Origin of the sequence: Leptospira montravelensis, assembly GCF_004770045.1 — a bacterium.
In the GTDB taxonomy this organism is placed as follows: domain Bacteria; phylum Spirochaetota; class Leptospiria; order Leptospirales; family Leptospiraceae; genus Leptospira_A; species Leptospira_A montravelensis.
Map to the genome: position 1 here is coordinate 16380 of NZ_RQFO01000014.1, position 15987 is coordinate 32366.

The 15987-nt window shown below is 33.8% G+C and carries 20 protein-coding genes and 1 pseudogene; 12 read left to right on the forward strand and 9 right to left on the reverse strand.

Annotated features, from left to right (window positions below; genetic code table 11):
• The first annotated feature begins 74 nt into the window (after positions 1-74).
• Positions 75-641, forward strand: a complete 567-nt coding sequence (locus tag EHQ31_RS09390; protein ID WP_135574192.1) for a DUF4256 domain-containing protein — start codon at positions 75-77, stop codon at positions 639-641.
• A gap of 126 nt (positions 642-767) precedes the next feature.
• Here the strand turns inward: EHQ31_RS09390 and EHQ31_RS09395 are convergent, their stop codons facing one another.
• Positions 768-1424, reverse strand: coding sequence for a glutathione S-transferase family protein (locus EHQ31_RS09395; RefSeq protein ID WP_315901916.1), 657 nt, complete (start codon positions 1422-1424; stop codon positions 768-770).
• The gene (locus tag EHQ31_RS09400; protein WP_135574578.1) at positions 1408-1845 is read right to left on the reverse strand and encodes a MarR family winged helix-turn-helix transcriptional regulator; all 438 of its coding nucleotides are present in this window, start codon (positions 1843-1845) and stop codon (positions 1408-1410) included. The genes EHQ31_RS09395 and EHQ31_RS09400 overlap by 17 nt, the downstream gene beginning before the upstream one ends.
• 111 nt (positions 1846-1956) lie before the next feature.
• Here EHQ31_RS09400 and EHQ31_RS09405 point away from each other — a divergent pair, with 111 nt between their 5' ends.
• The gene (locus tag EHQ31_RS09405) at positions 1957-2346 is read left to right on the forward strand and encodes a DoxX family membrane protein (RefSeq protein WP_135574194.1); all 390 of its coding nucleotides are present in this window, start codon (positions 1957-1959) and stop codon (positions 2344-2346) included.
• A gap of 64 nt (positions 2347-2410) precedes the next feature.
• Here the strand turns inward: EHQ31_RS09405 and EHQ31_RS09410 are convergent, their stop codons facing one another.
• The 4 genes from EHQ31_RS09410 to EHQ31_RS09425 form a co-directional block, all read right to left on the reverse strand.
• The gene (locus EHQ31_RS09410) at positions 2411-2995 is read right to left on the reverse strand and encodes a putative antibiotic biosynthesis monooxygenase (RefSeq protein WP_135574196.1); all 585 of its coding nucleotides are present in this window, start codon (positions 2993-2995) and stop codon (positions 2411-2413) included.
• Between the two features lie 115 nt (positions 2996-3110).
• Positions 3111-3578 carry an SRPBCC family protein gene (locus tag EHQ31_RS09415; protein ID WP_135574198.1) on the reverse strand — a complete coding sequence of 156 codons (468 nt, stop codon included), beginning with the start codon at positions 3576-3578 and terminating at the stop codon, positions 3111-3113.
• A gap of 59 nt (positions 3579-3637) precedes the next feature.
• Complete coding sequence (locus tag EHQ31_RS09420; protein WP_135574201.1) at positions 3638-4102, reverse strand: SRPBCC family protein; 465 nt, start codon at positions 4100-4102, stop codon at positions 3638-3640.
• Positions 4065-4445 (reverse strand): ArsR/SmtB family transcription factor, encoded by a 381-nt coding sequence (locus tag EHQ31_RS09425; RefSeq protein WP_135574214.1) that lies wholly within the window; start codon positions 4443-4445, stop codon positions 4065-4067. The genes EHQ31_RS09420 and EHQ31_RS09425 overlap by 38 nt, the downstream gene beginning before the upstream one ends.
• Positions 4446-4668: 223 nt before the next feature.
• On the opposite strand from EHQ31_RS09425, the gene EHQ31_RS09430 reads away from it, so the two are divergent.
• Both EHQ31_RS09430 and EHQ31_RS09435 read left to right on the forward strand, forming a co-directional pair.
• Positions 4669-4995 carry a DMT family transporter gene (locus EHQ31_RS09430; RefSeq protein WP_135574580.1) on the forward strand — a complete coding sequence of 109 codons (327 nt, stop codon included), beginning with the start codon at positions 4669-4671 and terminating at the stop codon, positions 4993-4995.
• Between the two features lie 10 nt (positions 4996-5005).
• On the forward strand, positions 5006-5536 hold the full coding sequence (locus tag EHQ31_RS09435; RefSeq protein ID WP_135574216.1) for a MepB family protein: 531 nt from the start codon (positions 5006-5008) through the stop codon (positions 5534-5536).
• Here the strand turns inward: EHQ31_RS09435 and EHQ31_RS09440 are convergent.
• Positions 5516-6340 carry a helix-turn-helix domain-containing protein gene (locus EHQ31_RS09440; RefSeq protein ID WP_135574218.1) on the reverse strand — a complete coding sequence of 275 codons (825 nt, stop codon included), beginning with the start codon at positions 6338-6340 and terminating at the stop codon, positions 5516-5518. The genes EHQ31_RS09435 and EHQ31_RS09440 overlap by 21 nt on opposite strands.
• A 90-nt stretch (positions 6341-6430) precedes the next feature.
• Here EHQ31_RS09440 and EHQ31_RS09445 point away from each other — a divergent pair, with 90 nt between their 5' ends.
• Both EHQ31_RS09445 and EHQ31_RS09450 read left to right on the forward strand, forming a co-directional pair.
• A complete protein-coding gene (locus EHQ31_RS09445; protein WP_135574220.1) occupies positions 6431-6871 on the forward strand; it encodes an LIC_13387 family protein in 441 nt (146 codons plus the stop codon).
• Between the two features lie 80 nt (positions 6872-6951).
• Positions 6952-7782 (forward strand): acyl-CoA thioesterase, encoded by an 831-nt coding sequence (locus EHQ31_RS09450; protein WP_135574222.1) that lies wholly within the window; start codon positions 6952-6954, stop codon positions 7780-7782.
• Here the strand turns inward: EHQ31_RS09450 and EHQ31_RS09455 are convergent.
• The gene (locus EHQ31_RS09455) at positions 7772-8503 is read right to left on the reverse strand and encodes a pseudouridine synthase (protein ID WP_135574224.1); all 732 of its coding nucleotides are present in this window, start codon (positions 8501-8503) and stop codon (positions 7772-7774) included. The genes EHQ31_RS09450 and EHQ31_RS09455 overlap by 11 nt on opposite strands.
• Before the next feature lie 118 nt (positions 8504-8621).
• On the opposite strand from EHQ31_RS09455, the gene EHQ31_RS09460 reads away from it, so the two are divergent.
• The 6 genes and pseudogenes from EHQ31_RS09460 (at position 8622) to EHQ31_RS09480 (ending at position 14197) form a co-directional block, all read left to right on the forward strand.
• Positions 8622-10421, forward strand: a complete 1800-nt coding sequence (locus tag EHQ31_RS09460) for an ABC transporter ATP-binding protein (RefSeq protein ID WP_135574226.1) — start codon at positions 8622-8624, stop codon at positions 10419-10421.
• 180 nt (positions 10422-10601) lie between these two features.
• Positions 10602-10796: pseudogene (locus EHQ31_RS19085) on the forward strand (methyl-accepting chemotaxis protein); the annotation flags it as partial.
• The gene (locus tag EHQ31_RS09465; protein WP_244247330.1) at positions 10791-11606 is read left to right on the forward strand and encodes a PDC sensor domain-containing protein; all 816 of its coding nucleotides are present in this window, start codon (positions 10791-10793) and stop codon (positions 11604-11606) included. The pseudogene EHQ31_RS19085 and the gene EHQ31_RS09465, both read left to right, overlap by 6 nt.
• 15 nt (positions 11607-11621) lie before the next feature.
• On the forward strand, positions 11622-11867 hold the full coding sequence (locus EHQ31_RS09470) for a hypothetical protein (RefSeq protein ID WP_135574228.1): 246 nt from the start codon (positions 11622-11624) through the stop codon (positions 11865-11867).
• Positions 11868-11893: 26 nt separating this feature from the next.
• Positions 11894-12571: a hypothetical protein gene (locus EHQ31_RS09475; protein ID WP_135574230.1), complete on the forward strand. Its 678-nt coding sequence runs from the start codon at positions 11894-11896 to the stop codon at positions 12569-12571.
• 105 nt (positions 12572-12676) lie between these two features.
• On the forward strand, positions 12677-14197 hold the full coding sequence (locus tag EHQ31_RS09480) for an SDR family oxidoreductase (RefSeq protein ID WP_135574232.1): 1521 nt from the start codon (positions 12677-12679) through the stop codon (positions 14195-14197).
• Here the strand turns inward: EHQ31_RS09480 and EHQ31_RS09485 are convergent.
• Positions 14184-15926 (reverse strand): alkyl sulfatase dimerization domain-containing protein, encoded by a 1743-nt coding sequence (locus tag EHQ31_RS09485; protein ID WP_135574234.1) that lies wholly within the window; start codon positions 15924-15926, stop codon positions 14184-14186. The two genes, EHQ31_RS09480 and EHQ31_RS09485, sit on opposite strands and share 14 nt — an antisense overlap.
• Positions 15927-15987 lie beyond the last annotated feature (61 nt).

Below are 15987 nucleotides of genomic sequence, written 5' to 3' on the forward strand. Positions count from 1 at the left end.
TATATTTTACATTTTCTTGCAATCTAACAAAAACTATTTTGTAACGAATTGCAATTTCAGAAGAGGCACTTGAAATGAGCAGTAGTAAAAAAAAGTTAACAGTTAAACAATCAGTTGAACTATTGAAAGAATTAAAGATTCGTTTCGATAAAAATAAAAATAGACATAAAGATCTCGATTGGCTGGAAATACAAAAAAAACTCGAAGCTAATCCTGAAAAAGTTTGGTCGCTCAGTGAAATGGAAAGAACCGGCGGAGAACCAGATGTAGTCGGATACGATCAAAAGACAAACGAATATATTTTTTTTGACTGTTCAATTGAATCACCAAAAGACAGGCGAAGTTTTTGTTATGATCACAAAGCATTAAAGGAACGTAAAGAAAACAAACCGAAAAATTCCGCCATTGGCATGGCAAATGAAATGGGCATCAACTTGTTAACAGAAAGCCAATACAAAGAATTGCAAACATTGGGTAACTTTGATACAAAAACATCAAGCTGGATACTCACACCTTCTAATATTCGAAATTTAGGTGGAGCATTATTCGGAGACTTACGTTATGATACTGTTTTCATTTATCACAACGGCGCCGAATCTTACTATGCTGCCCGAGGATTCCGAGGATCTCTTCGTGTATAACGATCACACCGAAATATTCTAAATATTTCAGAATAATCTAATATGTTTGTATATAATTTCGGATGCCTAATTGATCAAAAAAAAACGAATTGTCACAGAAAGGAAAACTAAATTTAAATGCAAAATCTATTCAGCTAATCCAGGCATAGTAATATACCCTGGCATATTTTCTATTTGCAACATCCATTTCCGAATATTCCCATAGTCTGATAAATCAACTTTTCCTTGATGACAAAGTGCAATATAAGGATAAATTGCTAGATCAGCAATGGTAATGGAATCTGTGACTAACCAATTTTGATTTGAAAGTCTATTTTCTAAGATAGATAGAAGGTTTTCTGTTACAGATTTTGCTTCTTCAAGATTTATTGGACGTCCCAACAAATAATGCGCTCGTAGTGTAGCAGGTCCACGCGAAACTTCGTTTGCAGCGGTTGATAGCCAAGCGATTACCTCGGCAGTATGTAAAGGTTCCGTTGGGAACCAATTTGTTCCACCATAAGTTTGCGCTAAATATACTAAAATTCCTTGGCTATCTCGAAGTAGAATTCCCTTATCTTTTAACACAGGAATTTGACCAAATGGATTCATAGCCAAAAAAGAACTAGTTTTGTGTTCTTTTTCTAAAAGATTAACGATTCGACTTTCATATTTTAAATTCAAAAAAGACAACAATAACTTAACTTTGTAGCAATTTCCAGATAAAGCAAATTCGAATAATTCAATCATATTTTTTCTAATAACTAAAAATATATACGAATGGCAATTATTTCTTAACTTCATCGCCTAGAATTTTTCGAAATTGTTTCAATAGCAGCAAAAACATTTTGCGATTTTTCTCAGACATTGCGTTTAATATAGGATCAAAGTGAGTTAAGATTCTCTTTGGCAAAATCCTTTGTAATGATCTTCCATCAGCAGTAAGATTAATGATAGTTGAACGTTTATCTAATTTGGATACTTTTACCTGAATCAAACCAGCATGTTCCATTCGGCGCATCATTTTTGATGCAGAAGGTGCATCTTGTAAGGTTAATTCAATTATTTGTTTTTGCGTTAATTCCTCTTTTTGCCACAACATAGCTAAAACCTGCCACTGCTCGGGCGTTAAGTGAAATTCCCGAAGACAACGAATCAGTTCTCGACGAAATAAAAGAGCCACTCGATTCAAATTAAATCCAATTTGATCTTCCAGTAAAAACATAATTAAATATTCAGATGAACCCATATCATTTACTTGTCTAGACAAATAAATGTTGACGGAAATTTTTATTTAAAATTTACTTGTCCGAACAACTACTTTTTGGAGATATTTATGAATCCTTTGGACACCTTTTTTAGAATTGTATTGGGAATTATTTTTATCCTATTCGGATTTAGCAAGTTTTACGCTTTTATGCCTACGCCTCCCATGACACCGGCGGCTGCGAATTTTATTGCTGCCATTATTTCAACAGGTTATTTGTGGAATCTTGTAGGTATCATCGAAATTATTGGCGGAATTCTTGTTCTTTATCAAAAGACAACGGTCACTGGTTTATTGATTTTATCTCCAATTGTAATTAACATTGTATTATATTTAGGGTTTTTACAATACAGTATTGGACCTGCCCCGTTTCTTATGATTCTATTTTTGCTCGTAAGCACTTGTTACTTAGCTTGTAAACGTTTAAACCAATGGAAAAAATTATTTTTACCAAATTAGAATATTTGAAAGTATGATTATGATACACTTCGCATAACGAAGTGTATCATTTTAATTGTGATAATTATGGTCTTTTATATAACCAAGTTCTGATCAAACTTGTATATTTTGGCATTATCACAAAAACCATTAAATACACGATGCACGCAGAAATAAAAAAAGAATCTAATAAACGATTTTCGTATGGAATTATGTACCGTAAAGCAGGCAAAATAAATATTGGAACTATATTTACTAATGGAAAGATAGCTGACCAAGTAATAAGAAATTGTTTCCAACGCAATGGTGGCTTAATAGATTGTGTTTCGAATGAAAATAAAAAATCTAGACCATTCCTTGTGTCGTATTGATCTCCACTTTCAAGAGAGTCACTAATTTCCTGAATAAGATGACTCCTTTGAAAAGAGTTCATCCAATTTTGTAAATTTATTTCAGAATTAAACCTAATAATAAAAGTGTATGTAACAGTTAAATTGGGAATTGGTTTAATTACCTGCCAATCCAAAAAGCCATTCGCAGCACGGCAATATGAAGAAATAACTTCCAGCCACTCTTCATATTTTTTTTCTTTGCCTATCAAAACACGATGCGAAATGATTACTGTAGCACCTTGTATATTAATTGGCGTAGTTTTTTCTTTAGCTTCCATTGAATTTTAAGCTGATATAAGAAAATTTTTCGTCAAGTTTTTTGTTCTTTCCTTTTCATCTGCCTTTGTTTTTCCAATTAGACAGATGAAATTTTTTAGTCTAATTACATCTAAATCAATTTATATCATCAATTTTGATATCATCAGGTGAAGGTTTTCCAACTCCAATTTCAATTAAGTTCTTTAAGCTGAGAAGAAAGGTTGCCCATTTCATACTACAATGAGCAGTAAACTCTGACTCTTTCTTCCAATCTTTATGTCGAAAGTATAAAATTGTCAATTCTTCTCCTGTGGCAGCCTTTCCCATATTCAAATGGAAATCAATATGGGAACCGATCCAATCTTCTGGTCCAGATATACATTCCCATAAAACGTGATTTGCCGTTATATCCTGCACTTTCATTTCAATAGCATTACCATGCCCAAACCCAAATGAAATCAAATCTCCTACAGCAGAAATTCCGGAAAAAAAATTTCCACTGACGTCCTTCGTCCACCAATTGGCTAATCCTGTTTTTGTGGTCAGTGCATTGATTACATCTTTAGCTACTGCCTTAACCCCTATTTTGTGATATATCCCCATACAACTCTCCTTATTTATAATTCAATATTCTTTAATTTCTTTAAAGCTAAGTACTCGACTCACTCACACCATTTGTTCAAACCTTCCAATATACTTGTCCATCCGTGGTTGTGATTTTTAATTTGAATTTCGTCTGATAACATTTCATGCACCAAGGTTATCAAGGTTGTTGGATGTTTTAATGATACCTCACTATTTTCACTTTTTTCATTAGATAACTCGGTAAATGTTACTGTAACGAGCGTATCACGGTTTTCAGTTGCGTGTGAACGCCAAGTAAAAATTAATGTATGCGGTTCTTCAATTTTAATGTATTCACCTGTATGTGGAAGAATTTCTCCATTGAGACTCATATTGATTAGAAACTTTCCACCGGGTCGCGGTTCTAAAGTAACCGATTCAATCCCTATCAATTCACCGGATAAAAACCAACGTGAAAAATCCTCTGCATTGAGCCATGCCCGAAATAATCTTTTTGCATCAGCATTAATTTTTCTTTCTACTCTTAATACTTGATTGTTCATGATCTTTCTCCTGTAAAAATGCTTCCAACTTTTCTAATTTATTTGTCCAAAACTCTTGATGATAAATAATCCAATTGGATGCTTCTGTTAAAGTTTGGTTTTGAAGTTCCAGACGATAACTACGCCCATCTTCAGGAGCGCGAATCTTTCTCACTAGCTGTGCTTCAGTTAAAACTTCGATATGTTTAGCAACACCTGCAAATGACATAGCAAAGGGCTCAGCAAGCTCGGTAATACTCAAGGATCCCTTTCGAAGCCGAGATAACATTTGTCTTCTTGAATGGTCTGCAAGTGCTGCAAACACACGGTCCAATACTTGTTCTTTCTTTTTTAATTCAACCATTTAGTTTAATAAAATATAGTAGCTTTTTTTGGTCAATTATTATACCAAATAGTTGAATAAATTTTAATTAATTTAGAGAATAAAATCGGGCCATCATTGCAATCAATTGGTTTTTCAAAAAACAATGTCACGATACAAACTACATCAACTCGGCCAAACCAGTTTATTCATATGGAGTTTACAACCAAAGATGTATGGCGAGGATAGCCTTACGGGAGTGTATATGAGTTGGATTTTACTTTTAATTGCAGGTCTTTTCGAAGTTTTGTTTGCTTTTTGTTTAGGCAAAACAAAAGACATTACCGGTACAGAAACTTATTTTTGGTATTCCGGTTTTTTGGTTTCACTAATCATTAGTATGAGTTTATTGATTAAAGTAACGCAAACGCTTCCGATAGGAACTAGTTATGCGGTTTGGACTGGAATTGGTGCCATAGGAACTGTGGTGATTGGAATTTTATTTTTTAAAGAACCAATGGAATTCTGGAGATTATTTTTCCTTTCAACTTTAGTTTTATCTGTTGTGGGTCTCAAATTAGTATCACACTAAAAAAATTAAAATGAAACCTATTCCAACTAATAAAAATACTATTCCCAAATTTCTATTAAGATTACAAAAAAAGTTATTCGATCTTTATCATTTAACCATTGAAGAAATCCAATACGATAAAGAAAGTGAAGACTATAATGCAATTAAATTCGAATGTAAAAATAAAATAATTATTTTTCGAACCGCAAAAATTACTCCAAAAAAAATCGGACAATTTGTAACTCTATGGAAACGGAGTAAAAATGGACCGATTGAACCATTTCATTACAAAGATAATATTGATCTTTATATCATAGAAACTATCAATGAAAATAGAAACGGTTACTTTATTTTTCCAAAGGTGGTTCTTAATGAAAAAGGAATTTTATTGGGTAAATATATAGGTAAACGAGGATTTAGAGTGTATCCGCCTTGGGATACGCCGAACAATAAACAAGGAATCACTACTCAAAACTGGCAATTAATCTATTTTGTTGAATCAACAGATATTAAAGATAATTTGGAAGCTTTGAAAACTCATTTAGAGATTTTTATAAAATAATTTACCAAATTGATTTTCCTTGGACGTAAATTGATTCGGACTATGTCCAGTGTATTTTTTAAATTCTTTAATAAAATGTGACTGGTCGTAGTATAAATCTAATAATCCAAGCTTCTGAAAATGAAGGATGTCAGTTTTCGCCCATGTTTTGTAAATTGATTGAAATCTCTCAATGGATGAAATCAGCTTAGGAGATACTCCGACATAAGCTTGAAACAATTTATCTATATAACGTTTACTGTATCCAATATCTTCAAAAATTTCCTGAATGAAAAACTGTCCTTGTTGTAATTGTATCTGATTAACTACATAATTCACGATTCTATTTTCTTTATTTAATAAATTTTTTGAATTGATTAAGAATTCTTGAATACTGTCTGAAATCTGATATGGATCTTTAATGTTACTAATTGTTTCTTCTAATGAGTTTGCTGATTTTCCAAAAATTTCAGACAGATATAAAATCTTATTGGTTGATTCATGTAAGGGGAATGGAAAGATTTGATAACCACCTACAGTGGTCAGTCGAAAGATAAGAGTATTGATTTGATATTCCGATGATCGAATTGATACTGGATGATCCCAAATCCCAGTAATCAAAATTTTTGATAATGGGTATTCATTTGTTACGCCAAATTCTTCGGTAGTTAATTTTCCACAAACAGGAACGATCAACTTTGCACTACTGTGCGGTACAACAATTGAACTATCCGAGCTAGGAATGCCTATCCCACTTTCAAACCACCAGATACTTTCGATAATTTCAGCCAATTCAGGCCTTATCTTTAGTGACAATAATTTCAATGATTAGTTCCCTTTTTTACAATACCTTTCCACATTTACATTGTAAATTAAAATCAAAATATAAATATTTCAATTCAACGGAGATAAAAAATGAAATCTAAATGGAGACTTATCAGCGCAATAGGATTAATGATTTTTTTTCTTATTGGTCATACAATTGGCAGCCTTACTAGGAAGGATTTAAAACTAGAAACCTCACTTCAGACCTTGCAAGCAATGGAAAAAACACTTGTCGAACTCCCTGGTGGCTTATCTAACCATACAGTTGACGAATTTTATCAAGGTATGAGTCTTTCCTTGGATATATCCATTTTACTCGTCATTGGCATTTTAACAATATGTTTAACAGATGGGCAATTACCTGGTCGCTCAAAAAGTAAATTACTATTATATGCCTTTTTTTGGAATGCGTGCGTTTCGATTGTAAGCTTTCGTTATATCTTTCCAGTGCCTGCTTTTACCTGTCTTTTCACCGCAATACTATTAGCATTAGAGTGGTATAAAGTATATTTTAAATCGGAAAGGATTTAAAAATTCCATTTCATATGTAAATGCGAAATATATGCAGGTATTTTTCTTTACCATTCTCTTGAAATAGAAACAAAGGTGGAATGAGCCAAATTTACCGTAAAACCTTAACTACTCGACACTTTGATTTGGACTGGAATCGCCACGTTACAAGTCGTACGTATGAACGTTTTGCTTACGATGCGCGCTGCGAAGTTTTAAAAGAATTTGGATATCCCATTGAACTACTGTTAAACTTAAATATCAGTTATTTTCCAGGTTCAACGAAAGTGCGATTTCTGAACCAACAATTTGTTAATTCTGAAATTACCGTAGAATCTCAAATTTATGGCTTGGATGACGCAAGCCTACTCTGGAAACAAACAATCTTAGGAGCAGATGGAAAAAAAGCCTGCGAAATAGAAACAACATCCAGATTGGTTCAGGATGGAAAAAATATTCGCATCCCAAATGTGCCTGAAATCAATATTTTGCCATACCAATTTACAATCCATCCAAAGCCAACATTACAAAATACTGTTGAACATAATTATTATATACCGTTCAGTGATATGAATTGTTTTTGGAATTTACCATCGGATTCTATTTGGAAAATTTTCGAAGAAGGTCGTTTTCTATTTTTTAAAGAAATTGTTGATCTTAATTTAATCAAAGAAACTGACTCTACCACTTTTTTTATGGGCGGTGAAATTTTAATCTATAAGCAGCCGGACCCAGGCTCATATGTAAAAATTATTAGTTGGATCGAAAGTTTTGAAAAAATTCGATTCTACTTCAGACAAGACATCATTGATTCTAATGGAAATTTATTGGCGAGTATGAAAGATGAACAGCTATTTGTTTCTCTTTCAAATTCTAGACCAAGAAGAGCACCGGCAGCCTTCTTCGACAAAATCGAACGATTTATTGAATGAGAGGTATTTTCTGTTTAAGAATGGATTCTTCTTCTACTGTCAACTCTCGATAACTACCAAGTGGAATTGACGGATCCAATTTTAAATTTCCCATTTTGATTCGTTTGAGATAAATAACTTCCTTTCCTAAACTTTGAAACATTCTGCGAATTTGTCGATATTTACCTTCTTTTAACCAAACGGTTGCTATATGTAACCGGGAAGGATCAGGAATGGCTAATCTTGCTGGTAAGGTTTTATAACCATCATCTAATTCGATACCCTTTTCAAATGCTGTGATATCATGGTCAGAGACTGGAGCAGAAATTTCAACATAATACTCTTTTTCGACAAAATGTTTAGGTGATGTATAATAATGGGCAAGTGTTCCATCTGTTGTAAATAATAAAAGTCCCTCTGTTTCTTTATCTAATCGACCAACAGGAAACAAATTCATATTCCGATGTCTCTCACTTAAATAATCCATCACAGTTTTTTCACGAATATCTTCGGTCGCAGTGATACAATCAGGGGCTTTGTTCATCATGAAGTAATAAAATTCTTTTCGAATTAAAATTTCTTCATAATAAATAACTTCATCTGAGAGAGAAACTTTAAAGCCAGGATCTTTAACCACCTTTCCGTTAACTTTAACAAGTCCCTGGTGTATCTCTTTTTTAACATCAGAACGAGAACCTAATCCATAATTTCCTAAAACTTTATCTAAACGTTCTTTTGTCATAATCTATTTTCAAGTTCTAAATCCTAAATAGTTATGGCAATCAGGAATTCTATTGAATCGCCCTCTATCCAAATAAAAAAATGTATCAAAAACAAATACCAAATACAATCTAACAAGTATGTCCGATACCTTTTTTAGGATTCTCAAAACTTCGCGAATTGCTTTTGATTTGGCTTACAGAAGTTCTCCAATTTTAACCGCGCTAATCTGCATTTTAACTATAGCCAATGGCTTATTTCCTTCGACACTTGTATGGATCGGGAAACTAATTATTGATTCCATTTTATTAAGTCAAATAAAGTCAGAGGATTGGATTACCTTACTTCAATCAGATACAGTTTCCTTAGTATATGCGGAAGGTGTTTTAACGATTCTCTTTTTTGGTTCGCAGAAATTATATAATATTGCCTACACTCTGCTTAGAATTCGTTTAGGACAAGAAGTGAATGAAAGGATACTATCAAAAGCCATTCGACTAGAACTAACACAATTTGAAGATTCTGAAACCTATGATAAAATGACTCAGGCAAGGACAGAGGCTTCCTCCAAACCTCTTTCGATGGTTACTAGGTTTTTTACCATCGCACAATCATCTATTACCATTATAAGTTTTTTTGGGCTTCTTATCAAACTGTCACCATTGGCTTCTTTAATTTTAGTTGTGGCGGCAATCCCATCCTTTATTGCAGAAACTAAATTTTCAAATCATAGTTTTCGATTGTTCCGCTGGAAAGCTAAAGAAACAAGAGAACAAGTTTATCTTGAAACTCTCATGGCAAGAGAAGACAATGCAAAGGAAATTTTGCTATTTAATCTTGGAAAAGATTTTTTAAAAAGATATAAAGAAAATTTTAATAAAATATATACTGAAGATAAAAAACTTACAATTCAGAAAGGTATGTTTAGTTTTCTTTTAGGATTACTCAGCCAATTTGCATTTTATGGTTCTTATGTTTGGATAGTATGCCTTTCTTTATTACATAAAATCTCTTTAGGTGAAATGACAATGTATCTTGTCATATTCAGACAAGGTCAAAGTACTTTTTCTAATGCGCTATCAGCATTCGGTGGAATATATGAAGATCATTTATATATAGAAAATTTAATGGAATTTCTTGAATTACCAATTCTAAAACGTTTCGGAAATAAAAAAGGAAACAGTAGATCGGGCATAGTTTTTGATTCTGTTTCTTTTTTATATCCAGGAGCCAAAGAACCTTCACTTTCCAATGTTAGCTTTGAATTAAAATCTGAAGAAAAACTTGCCATAGTTGGAGAAAATGGATCAGGTAAAACAACTCTTATTAAACTTCTAACTCGATTATATTCACCTACATCAGGAAATATTTACTTAGATGGAATCAATTTAGAAGATTGGGATGAAGATACTTTACGCAGAAGATTCGGAGTTATTTTTCAAAACTTTGTACAATACCAATTCAAAGTTGGAGAAAATATTGGAATGGGTGATGTCCAAAAACCGCAATTGGAGGCAGAATGGATTCCAGCTGCTAAACTTGGAATGGCTCATGACTTTGTAACTCGTTTAGAAAAAGGATATTCTACAAGACTAGGAAAGTGGTTTCAAGATGGACGTGAATTGTCCGGAGGTCAATGGCAAAAGGTGGCATTATCTCGCGCTTTTATGCGCACAGACGCCGACATCTTGATCCTGGATGAACCTACTTCAGCAATTGATGCGGAAGCAGAAATGAAAGTGTTCGAACATTTCAGAGAGCATACACAAGGAAAAACTGTAATTTTGATTTCACATCGATTTTCTACGGTTAGAATGGCAGACCAAATTTTAGTCCTTGAACAGGGAAAAAAAACAGAATGGGGAAGCCACGAAGAGTTACTTCTAAATAAAGGAAAATATGAAAAACTCTTTCGATTACAACAAGCAGGTTATCAATAGGACAAGTCAAAGATCCGATACTATAAAAGAACGTACAAAACGAACTGTACAGGAAAGAACATGGAAGATAGTTATTCTAATTTAGGAATGCGAAAACTGAAAGTTCTTATTGATTCTTTTGGTGAAAGATCAAAAGAAATTGGATTCGTTGCAGCTTCCATATAGCAGGTAGTCAAACAAACCAACTTACTTGCGCTAAATGCTTCAATTGAAACAGCAAGAGCAGGTGAACATGGTAGAGGGTTTGAAATCGTCGCAAATGAAGTTACAAAACTATCGTTTCAAACATCTGAAGCTACTAAAAAAATCTCCGAAATTTTATCTCGAATCAACTCAGAAAATTCTTCAGCAAACGCCGATGTCATCGAAATGGAAAAACAATCGGTAGTGGATTTTGCAGAACTGTGGACAAACAATATTGCTAAAGAACTCGAATCAATATTTTATATTATGGCAACCTCGTTGTACGGTTTAAAATTTCTTATTCAAAGTTTGGTACATGCTAATATTGGAATGAAAAGAGAACATTTGCTTCTTATTCTACAAGAATACTTAATTCAAAATGAACAGCAACTTGCCTATGCGATCTGTTGCGAACCGAATGTAATTGATTTAATAGATTCAGAATATGCAAACAAAGAAGGTCATGATACAAACGGAAGATTTGTTCCGTATTGTCATAGACATTCCGGAAGAATATCAATCGAACCTTTACAGGGTTATGATACAATCGGAGAAAATGAATGGTATACACTTCCACGCGACTTAGGCGAAGATTTAATGATGGAACCTTATGATTATCCCATCGAAGGAAAAACCGTAAAAATGACAAGTTTTATGACTAATTTATTTTTACATTTTAAATTTGCAGGTATTCTTGGTGCCGATTTTTCCCTGGAACAATTACAAGCGGAACTCTCTCCTAAAAAAATCTTCGGAATTGGAAATACCTCTCTCATTACCTACAACGGAAATTTTGCCTCCCATCCTGACCGGGAAACTTTAGGAACATTCGCAGAAACACTCACGGAAAATGCCAAAAAGGCAATTCAAAGAGGCGAAAGTTATACTTTTATTGATAAATCTAACACTGCAAGAATCCTAAAGCCAGTTCGAATTGGGCAAAGCAAAAGACCTTGGAGTATTATGGTCGAATTTAATTTAATTTCTGCTCTTAAAAAATAACCAGTCTAAACTGCGATGGACAATTCAATCGCTGAAAACTTGGAATCTCAAATTGTTAATCTTTACAAAGAAAAAGAAGAACTAGAATTTCAATTAGGTACATCTGATACCGATAAGATTCTAGAAGAATTTTATCAATTAGAATCAGATTTAAAACGTCTTTACAAATTCAAAGAAAATTATAAACGAATCGATTCAAAACAAATTATCATTGAATCAATTCGTTCTGTTTATATCCCAAACAATCGACTTTCAAAATAGAAACCTATCATTGGATTCAAATAACTATGGAATTAAAAATCATTAAAGACAGATTAAAAAATGAATCTTTTGTTAGGTCAGTGAAAGAAAACTTAGAAGACTGGGCAAAGGGTTTCGAAAGATCAAAAGAAGATGAACTCAAAACTCAACATTGGCTTGATACTCTAATTAACAATTTTCTAAAAATTCTAGAAGATATTGAAGATGAGGAAGAACTGCGAGTCATTTTATTTTCCAAGTATGTTGAATTAAAATGTTTTTGGAAACAACTGAATACACAAATACAATATCAAAATTTTAAATCTGGAGATGCTGATCCACAATTAATGATCCAGGCATCTCTTATTACTTACATTTTAATTGCAATTGAACCACTCATTCACGAAAAAGATCTAGTGGAAATCCAACAATTCCTCACAAAACCTATACGTGAAATCCTGACTGAAGATCCAAACGGAGTTTCAATTACCAATGAACCAGATATAATGACGCAACAACTGGAACAACAATTATCATCTCTATATTATGACAAAGAAAAATTGTTTCAAACATTGGGTACTTGTGTACCTAACGAAATAATCTCAATGATAAAAAGTATGAGAGAACAAGTAGCTGAGTTAAGGTCAGATATGCAGGATAGTTGTTTGCTTGAAGGTCCGATTCAGTTTACAGGCAAAAGAAAGATCCGAGTGATTAAAGTCTAAAAATTAAAGAAATATTGTAACGCCATCGGGATTTGCCAGAATCCCTCACGAATACACTGAGCCAAAGATACTTGCTCATCCAAATCCAGCAAAAATTCTGGTTTTATGGACATAGATTCTTTGTTACAGGATTTAAAAACTCTTTTGGATTCCCCCAAGGAACTTGTAACGATCTCTGAGGAGAAAAGATTAGAACTCATGATTCTTTGCGGGAAGATATCTCGCCCTGATCGTAACGAGGTACGTAAAAGAAATAGAACTGTTCGCGTCGAAAAAAAACAAACCATTAAAGTTCAAGAAAAACAAAAGACTGCACTAACTGGAATTAGACGAGCAAGGGAAACAGCCGTGTTCAAAGCTCCTTTACAAATTTCCAATTCAGCTGGTTGGTCTTGGGATAAAGCAGAGGAATTAGCAAATCCAAAACCATGTTATATTTGCAAAACTCCATTTACAAAACTCCATTTTTTTTATGATTCCATGTGCCCTGCTTGCGCGGAAATCAATTATTCCAAAAGGTTTCAAACAGCAGACTTACGAGGAACAGTCGCAGTCATCACTGGTTCCAGATTAAAAATTGGGTATCAAGCAACCTTACTTTTGTTACGTTCTGGTGCAAGAGTCATTGCAACTACAAGGTTTCCGAATGATTCAGCAATTCGTTTTTCAAAGGAAACTGATTTTCATCTATGGAAAGATCGGTTACAAGTTTTTGGACTCGATTTAAGACACACTCCGAGTGTTGAAATTTTTTGCAAATTTTTAGAAAATCATTTAGAACGATTAGATATTTTAATTAACAACGCAGCACAAACGGTAAGACGGCCTCCAGGTTTTTATTCTCACCTTCTTGAGACAGAAAAGTTATCTGTATCTGAATTACCGCAAGAGGCACAAAAATTACTTAGTTTTTACCAACATTGCAAGCAAGAGTTAGATTCTTATAGGTCCGATTCTGAAATGAAAGACACCGCCACAGCCCTTGCTGTGAGTTGGAATCACAAAACTCCCGGCGTAGGAATTCGTTCATCTGCTGCACTTTCCCAAATTCCTTATTCCCATGACAATTCAAATGAATTAGAGGCAGTGTTTCCTGAAGGCCAATTAGATGCCGACTTACAACAAGTCGATCTTCGCAAAACGAATAGTTGGCGATTAAAACTTGGAGAAATTAATACTTCGGAAATGTTAGAAGTTCAGTTAGTAAATGCAGTGGCACCATTCGTACTTTGCAACCGCCTTGTTGGAATTATGCGTAAGGACAATACGGGGAAAAAACATATCATCAATGTGTCAGCTATGGAAGGTAAATTTCATAGATTTAAAAAAGAAGACCGTCACCCGCACACGAATATGGCAAAAGCAGCCCTCAATATGATGACTCATACGTCGGCTGAAGATTTTGCAAAAGACGGTATCTTTATGAATGCAGTGGACACAGGTTGGGTGACCGATGAAGATCCCATCGAACTTGCAAAAAGAAAACAAGACCTTCATGATTTTCAACCTCCTCTCGATATAGTGGACGGTGCCGCAAGAGTCGTTGATCCCCTGTTTGACGGTGTTAATACAGGAAAACATTGGATCGGAAAATTTCTGAAGGATTACTTCCCTATTGACTGGTAGGAATTTGTAATGTTAGGATTTGTTCTTTCGGTGAAAACTTCTTTAGAAACTGTGTAAAAGATAACAAGTTTCCCTTTTTAAATCTAAATTTAAGAAGTGTTGTAACAGGTGACTTTAATCTGGTTAACATTTCTTTCCAATCTTGAGAATTTAGTTCCACAACCAGATTTGTTTCTGTGAGTAGTCCAGGAATCACTTCTGCGACTCCTCTTCGCAAATGAATGGTGTAGGATTCCTTCGTATCAAAAAAAATAAAGCCTACTTTCTCGTCCGTATTAGCACTTAGTTTCGGATCTAAATTCGTTACAAAACTACTGAGAATCACTTTTACAGGATATCGTTTTAACAACTCAGGACTAGGCCTTACTTTAATTTTTGCAACAAACTGATTTCGTAACTCCAAAGCTTCCGTAAGATAATAATGTTTTGCATTGGCATTGGATTCTAAGGAACCTAATTTTTCCAGTGCCTCTATTCGCAATGATACCACATCTTTTAATTTGGGATCGTGCCTAATTAAATATCCGGAAAGTGTTAATACCGTTTGGTAATCCTTTTTTTGGAGTTTACTTTTTGTGTATTTGATTAAGTTTTCTTTTCCTCCTGCTAAATCCACAATCAAATCTGCATAAACCTTTCTTTCCAATGGTTGCAATTCAGCAGAGTCACCACTAAACCAACCCAAATTTCCATTAAATGCAGAACGAACAGACCATGAAACTTTTCCATAAACTTCCTTAAGATAAGGCGATTTTAGAAGGTGTTCTGGAAGTTGAATCAATTCCACTAAATCATCTGGATGGTAACCTGCATTGATTCCACGTAAAGACTGATCATGTACAAATTGTACGGCATCTCTATAATCCGTTATTATTTCATAAATTGTTGACTTTCCAGAGATTGGTTTTCCATGACTAGGGACTAAATGATCTGGTTTTATATTTCGAATGATATCTAGAGACTCATACCAATGTTTTAAACTACGAAACCAAGTTCCTCGGATTGTATACAAATTCGGGAAAGCTTTATAAAAATTATCACCTACAAATAATATATTTTTTCCAGGATGGTAAATATAGATTTGATCATCGGTTTCACCAGGTGCATGGATCAGCTTCAATTTGATTCCAGAAACTTCAATGTCGAGAGTGTCACTAAACGTTTTTGTTGGAGGAACAAAATCTAATTTGGTATCCGTGTTGTATCCTTGGTAAGGTCCAATTCCAACATTTACCAAATCATTTTTTTCCAAATAATTTCCAAACATCCGAGCACTTCTTGTTCCAATGATCGGAGTGGTTTCACTTGCCAATTTCTGAACAGTAGGAAGTAAACTTTCATGGGCATAAACTTCCGGTGATCCATCAGTAACAAATGACCCAGAACCAAAAATATGATCAGGGTGACTATGTGTATATATGATAGCTTTGATTGGCATAGAAGAAATTTTTCTAAAGTCTTCTAATACTTGTTTTGATGCTTTTAACTCATCTAACGTATCAATGATGATGAGACCATCGTTTCCAACAAGTAAGATTGAATTTGCAATTCCATAACCTACAGCAGAGTAAACTCCCGGTGTCACTTCATAAATTTTTTTCTCAAACTCTACGTTAAACTCCTCCAAATGAACATGTTTAGAATCTTTTTCCACAACTTTTGATTTTGTTGAGTTACAATAAACGAGTAGGAATATAAATAAACTAAAGATAATGGATTTAACTTTCATACAAATTCATAGTAACCCAATCAATCTCTAAGGAATAAAGATAGTTTTGTATTCAAAATAC

Coding starts and splice junctions, on each gene's coding strand:
- EHQ31_RS09390 (WP_135574192.1), top strand. CDS start 75: ATGAGCAGTAGTAAAAAAAAGTTAACAGTTAAACAATCAGTTGAACTA.
- EHQ31_RS09470 (WP_135574228.1), top strand. CDS start 11,622: ATGGACAATTCAATCGCTGAAAACTTGGAATCTCAAATTGTTAATCTT.
- EHQ31_RS09485 (WP_135574234.1), bottom strand. CDS start 15,926: ATGAAAGTTAAATCCATTATCTTTAGTTTATTTATATTCCTACTCGTT.
- EHQ31_RS09425 (WP_135574214.1), bottom strand. CDS start 4,445: ATGGTTGAATTAAAAAAGAAAGAACAAGTATTGGACCGTGTGTTTGCA.
- EHQ31_RS09415 (WP_135574198.1), bottom strand. CDS start 3,578: ATGGGGATATATCACAAAATAGGGGTTAAGGCAGTAGCTAAAGATGTA.
- EHQ31_RS09420 (WP_135574201.1), bottom strand. CDS start 4,102: ATGAACAATCAAGTATTAAGAGTAGAAAGAAAAATTAATGCTGATGCA.
- EHQ31_RS09480 (WP_135574232.1), top strand. CDS start 12,677: ATGGACATAGATTCTTTGTTACAGGATTTAAAAACTCTTTTGGATTCC.
- EHQ31_RS09460 (WP_135574226.1), top strand. CDS start 8,622: ATGTCCGATACCTTTTTTAGGATTCTCAAAACTTCGCGAATTGCTTTT.
- EHQ31_RS09400 (WP_135574578.1), bottom strand. CDS start 1,845: ATGTTTTTACTGGAAGATCAAATTGGATTTAATTTGAATCGAGTGGCT.
- EHQ31_RS09395 (WP_315901916.1), bottom strand. CDS start 1,424: ATGAAGTTAAGAAATAATTGCCATTCGTATATATTTTTAGTTATTAGA.
- EHQ31_RS09430 (WP_135574580.1), top strand. CDS start 4,669: ATGAGTTGGATTTTACTTTTAATTGCAGGTCTTTTCGAAGTTTTGTTT.
- EHQ31_RS09405 (WP_135574194.1), top strand. CDS start 1,957: ATGAATCCTTTGGACACCTTTTTTAGAATTGTATTGGGAATTATTTTT.
- EHQ31_RS09450 (WP_135574222.1), top strand. CDS start 6,952: ATGAGCCAAATTTACCGTAAAACCTTAACTACTCGACACTTTGATTTG.
- EHQ31_RS09410 (WP_135574196.1), bottom strand. CDS start 2,995: ATGGAAGCTAAAGAAAAAACTACGCCAATTAATATACAAGGTGCTACA.
- EHQ31_RS09435 (WP_135574216.1), top strand. CDS start 5,006: ATGAAACCTATTCCAACTAATAAAAATACTATTCCCAAATTTCTATTA.
- EHQ31_RS09445 (WP_135574220.1), top strand. CDS start 6,431: ATGAAATCTAAATGGAGACTTATCAGCGCAATAGGATTAATGATTTTT.
- EHQ31_RS09475 (WP_135574230.1), top strand. CDS start 11,894: ATGGAATTAAAAATCATTAAAGACAGATTAAAAAATGAATCTTTTGTT.
- EHQ31_RS09465 (WP_244247330.1), top strand. CDS start 10,791: ATGGAAAAACAATCGGTAGTGGATTTTGCAGAACTGTGGACAAACAAT.
- EHQ31_RS09455 (WP_135574224.1), bottom strand. CDS start 8,503: ATGACAAAAGAACGTTTAGATAAAGTTTTAGGAAATTATGGATTAGGT.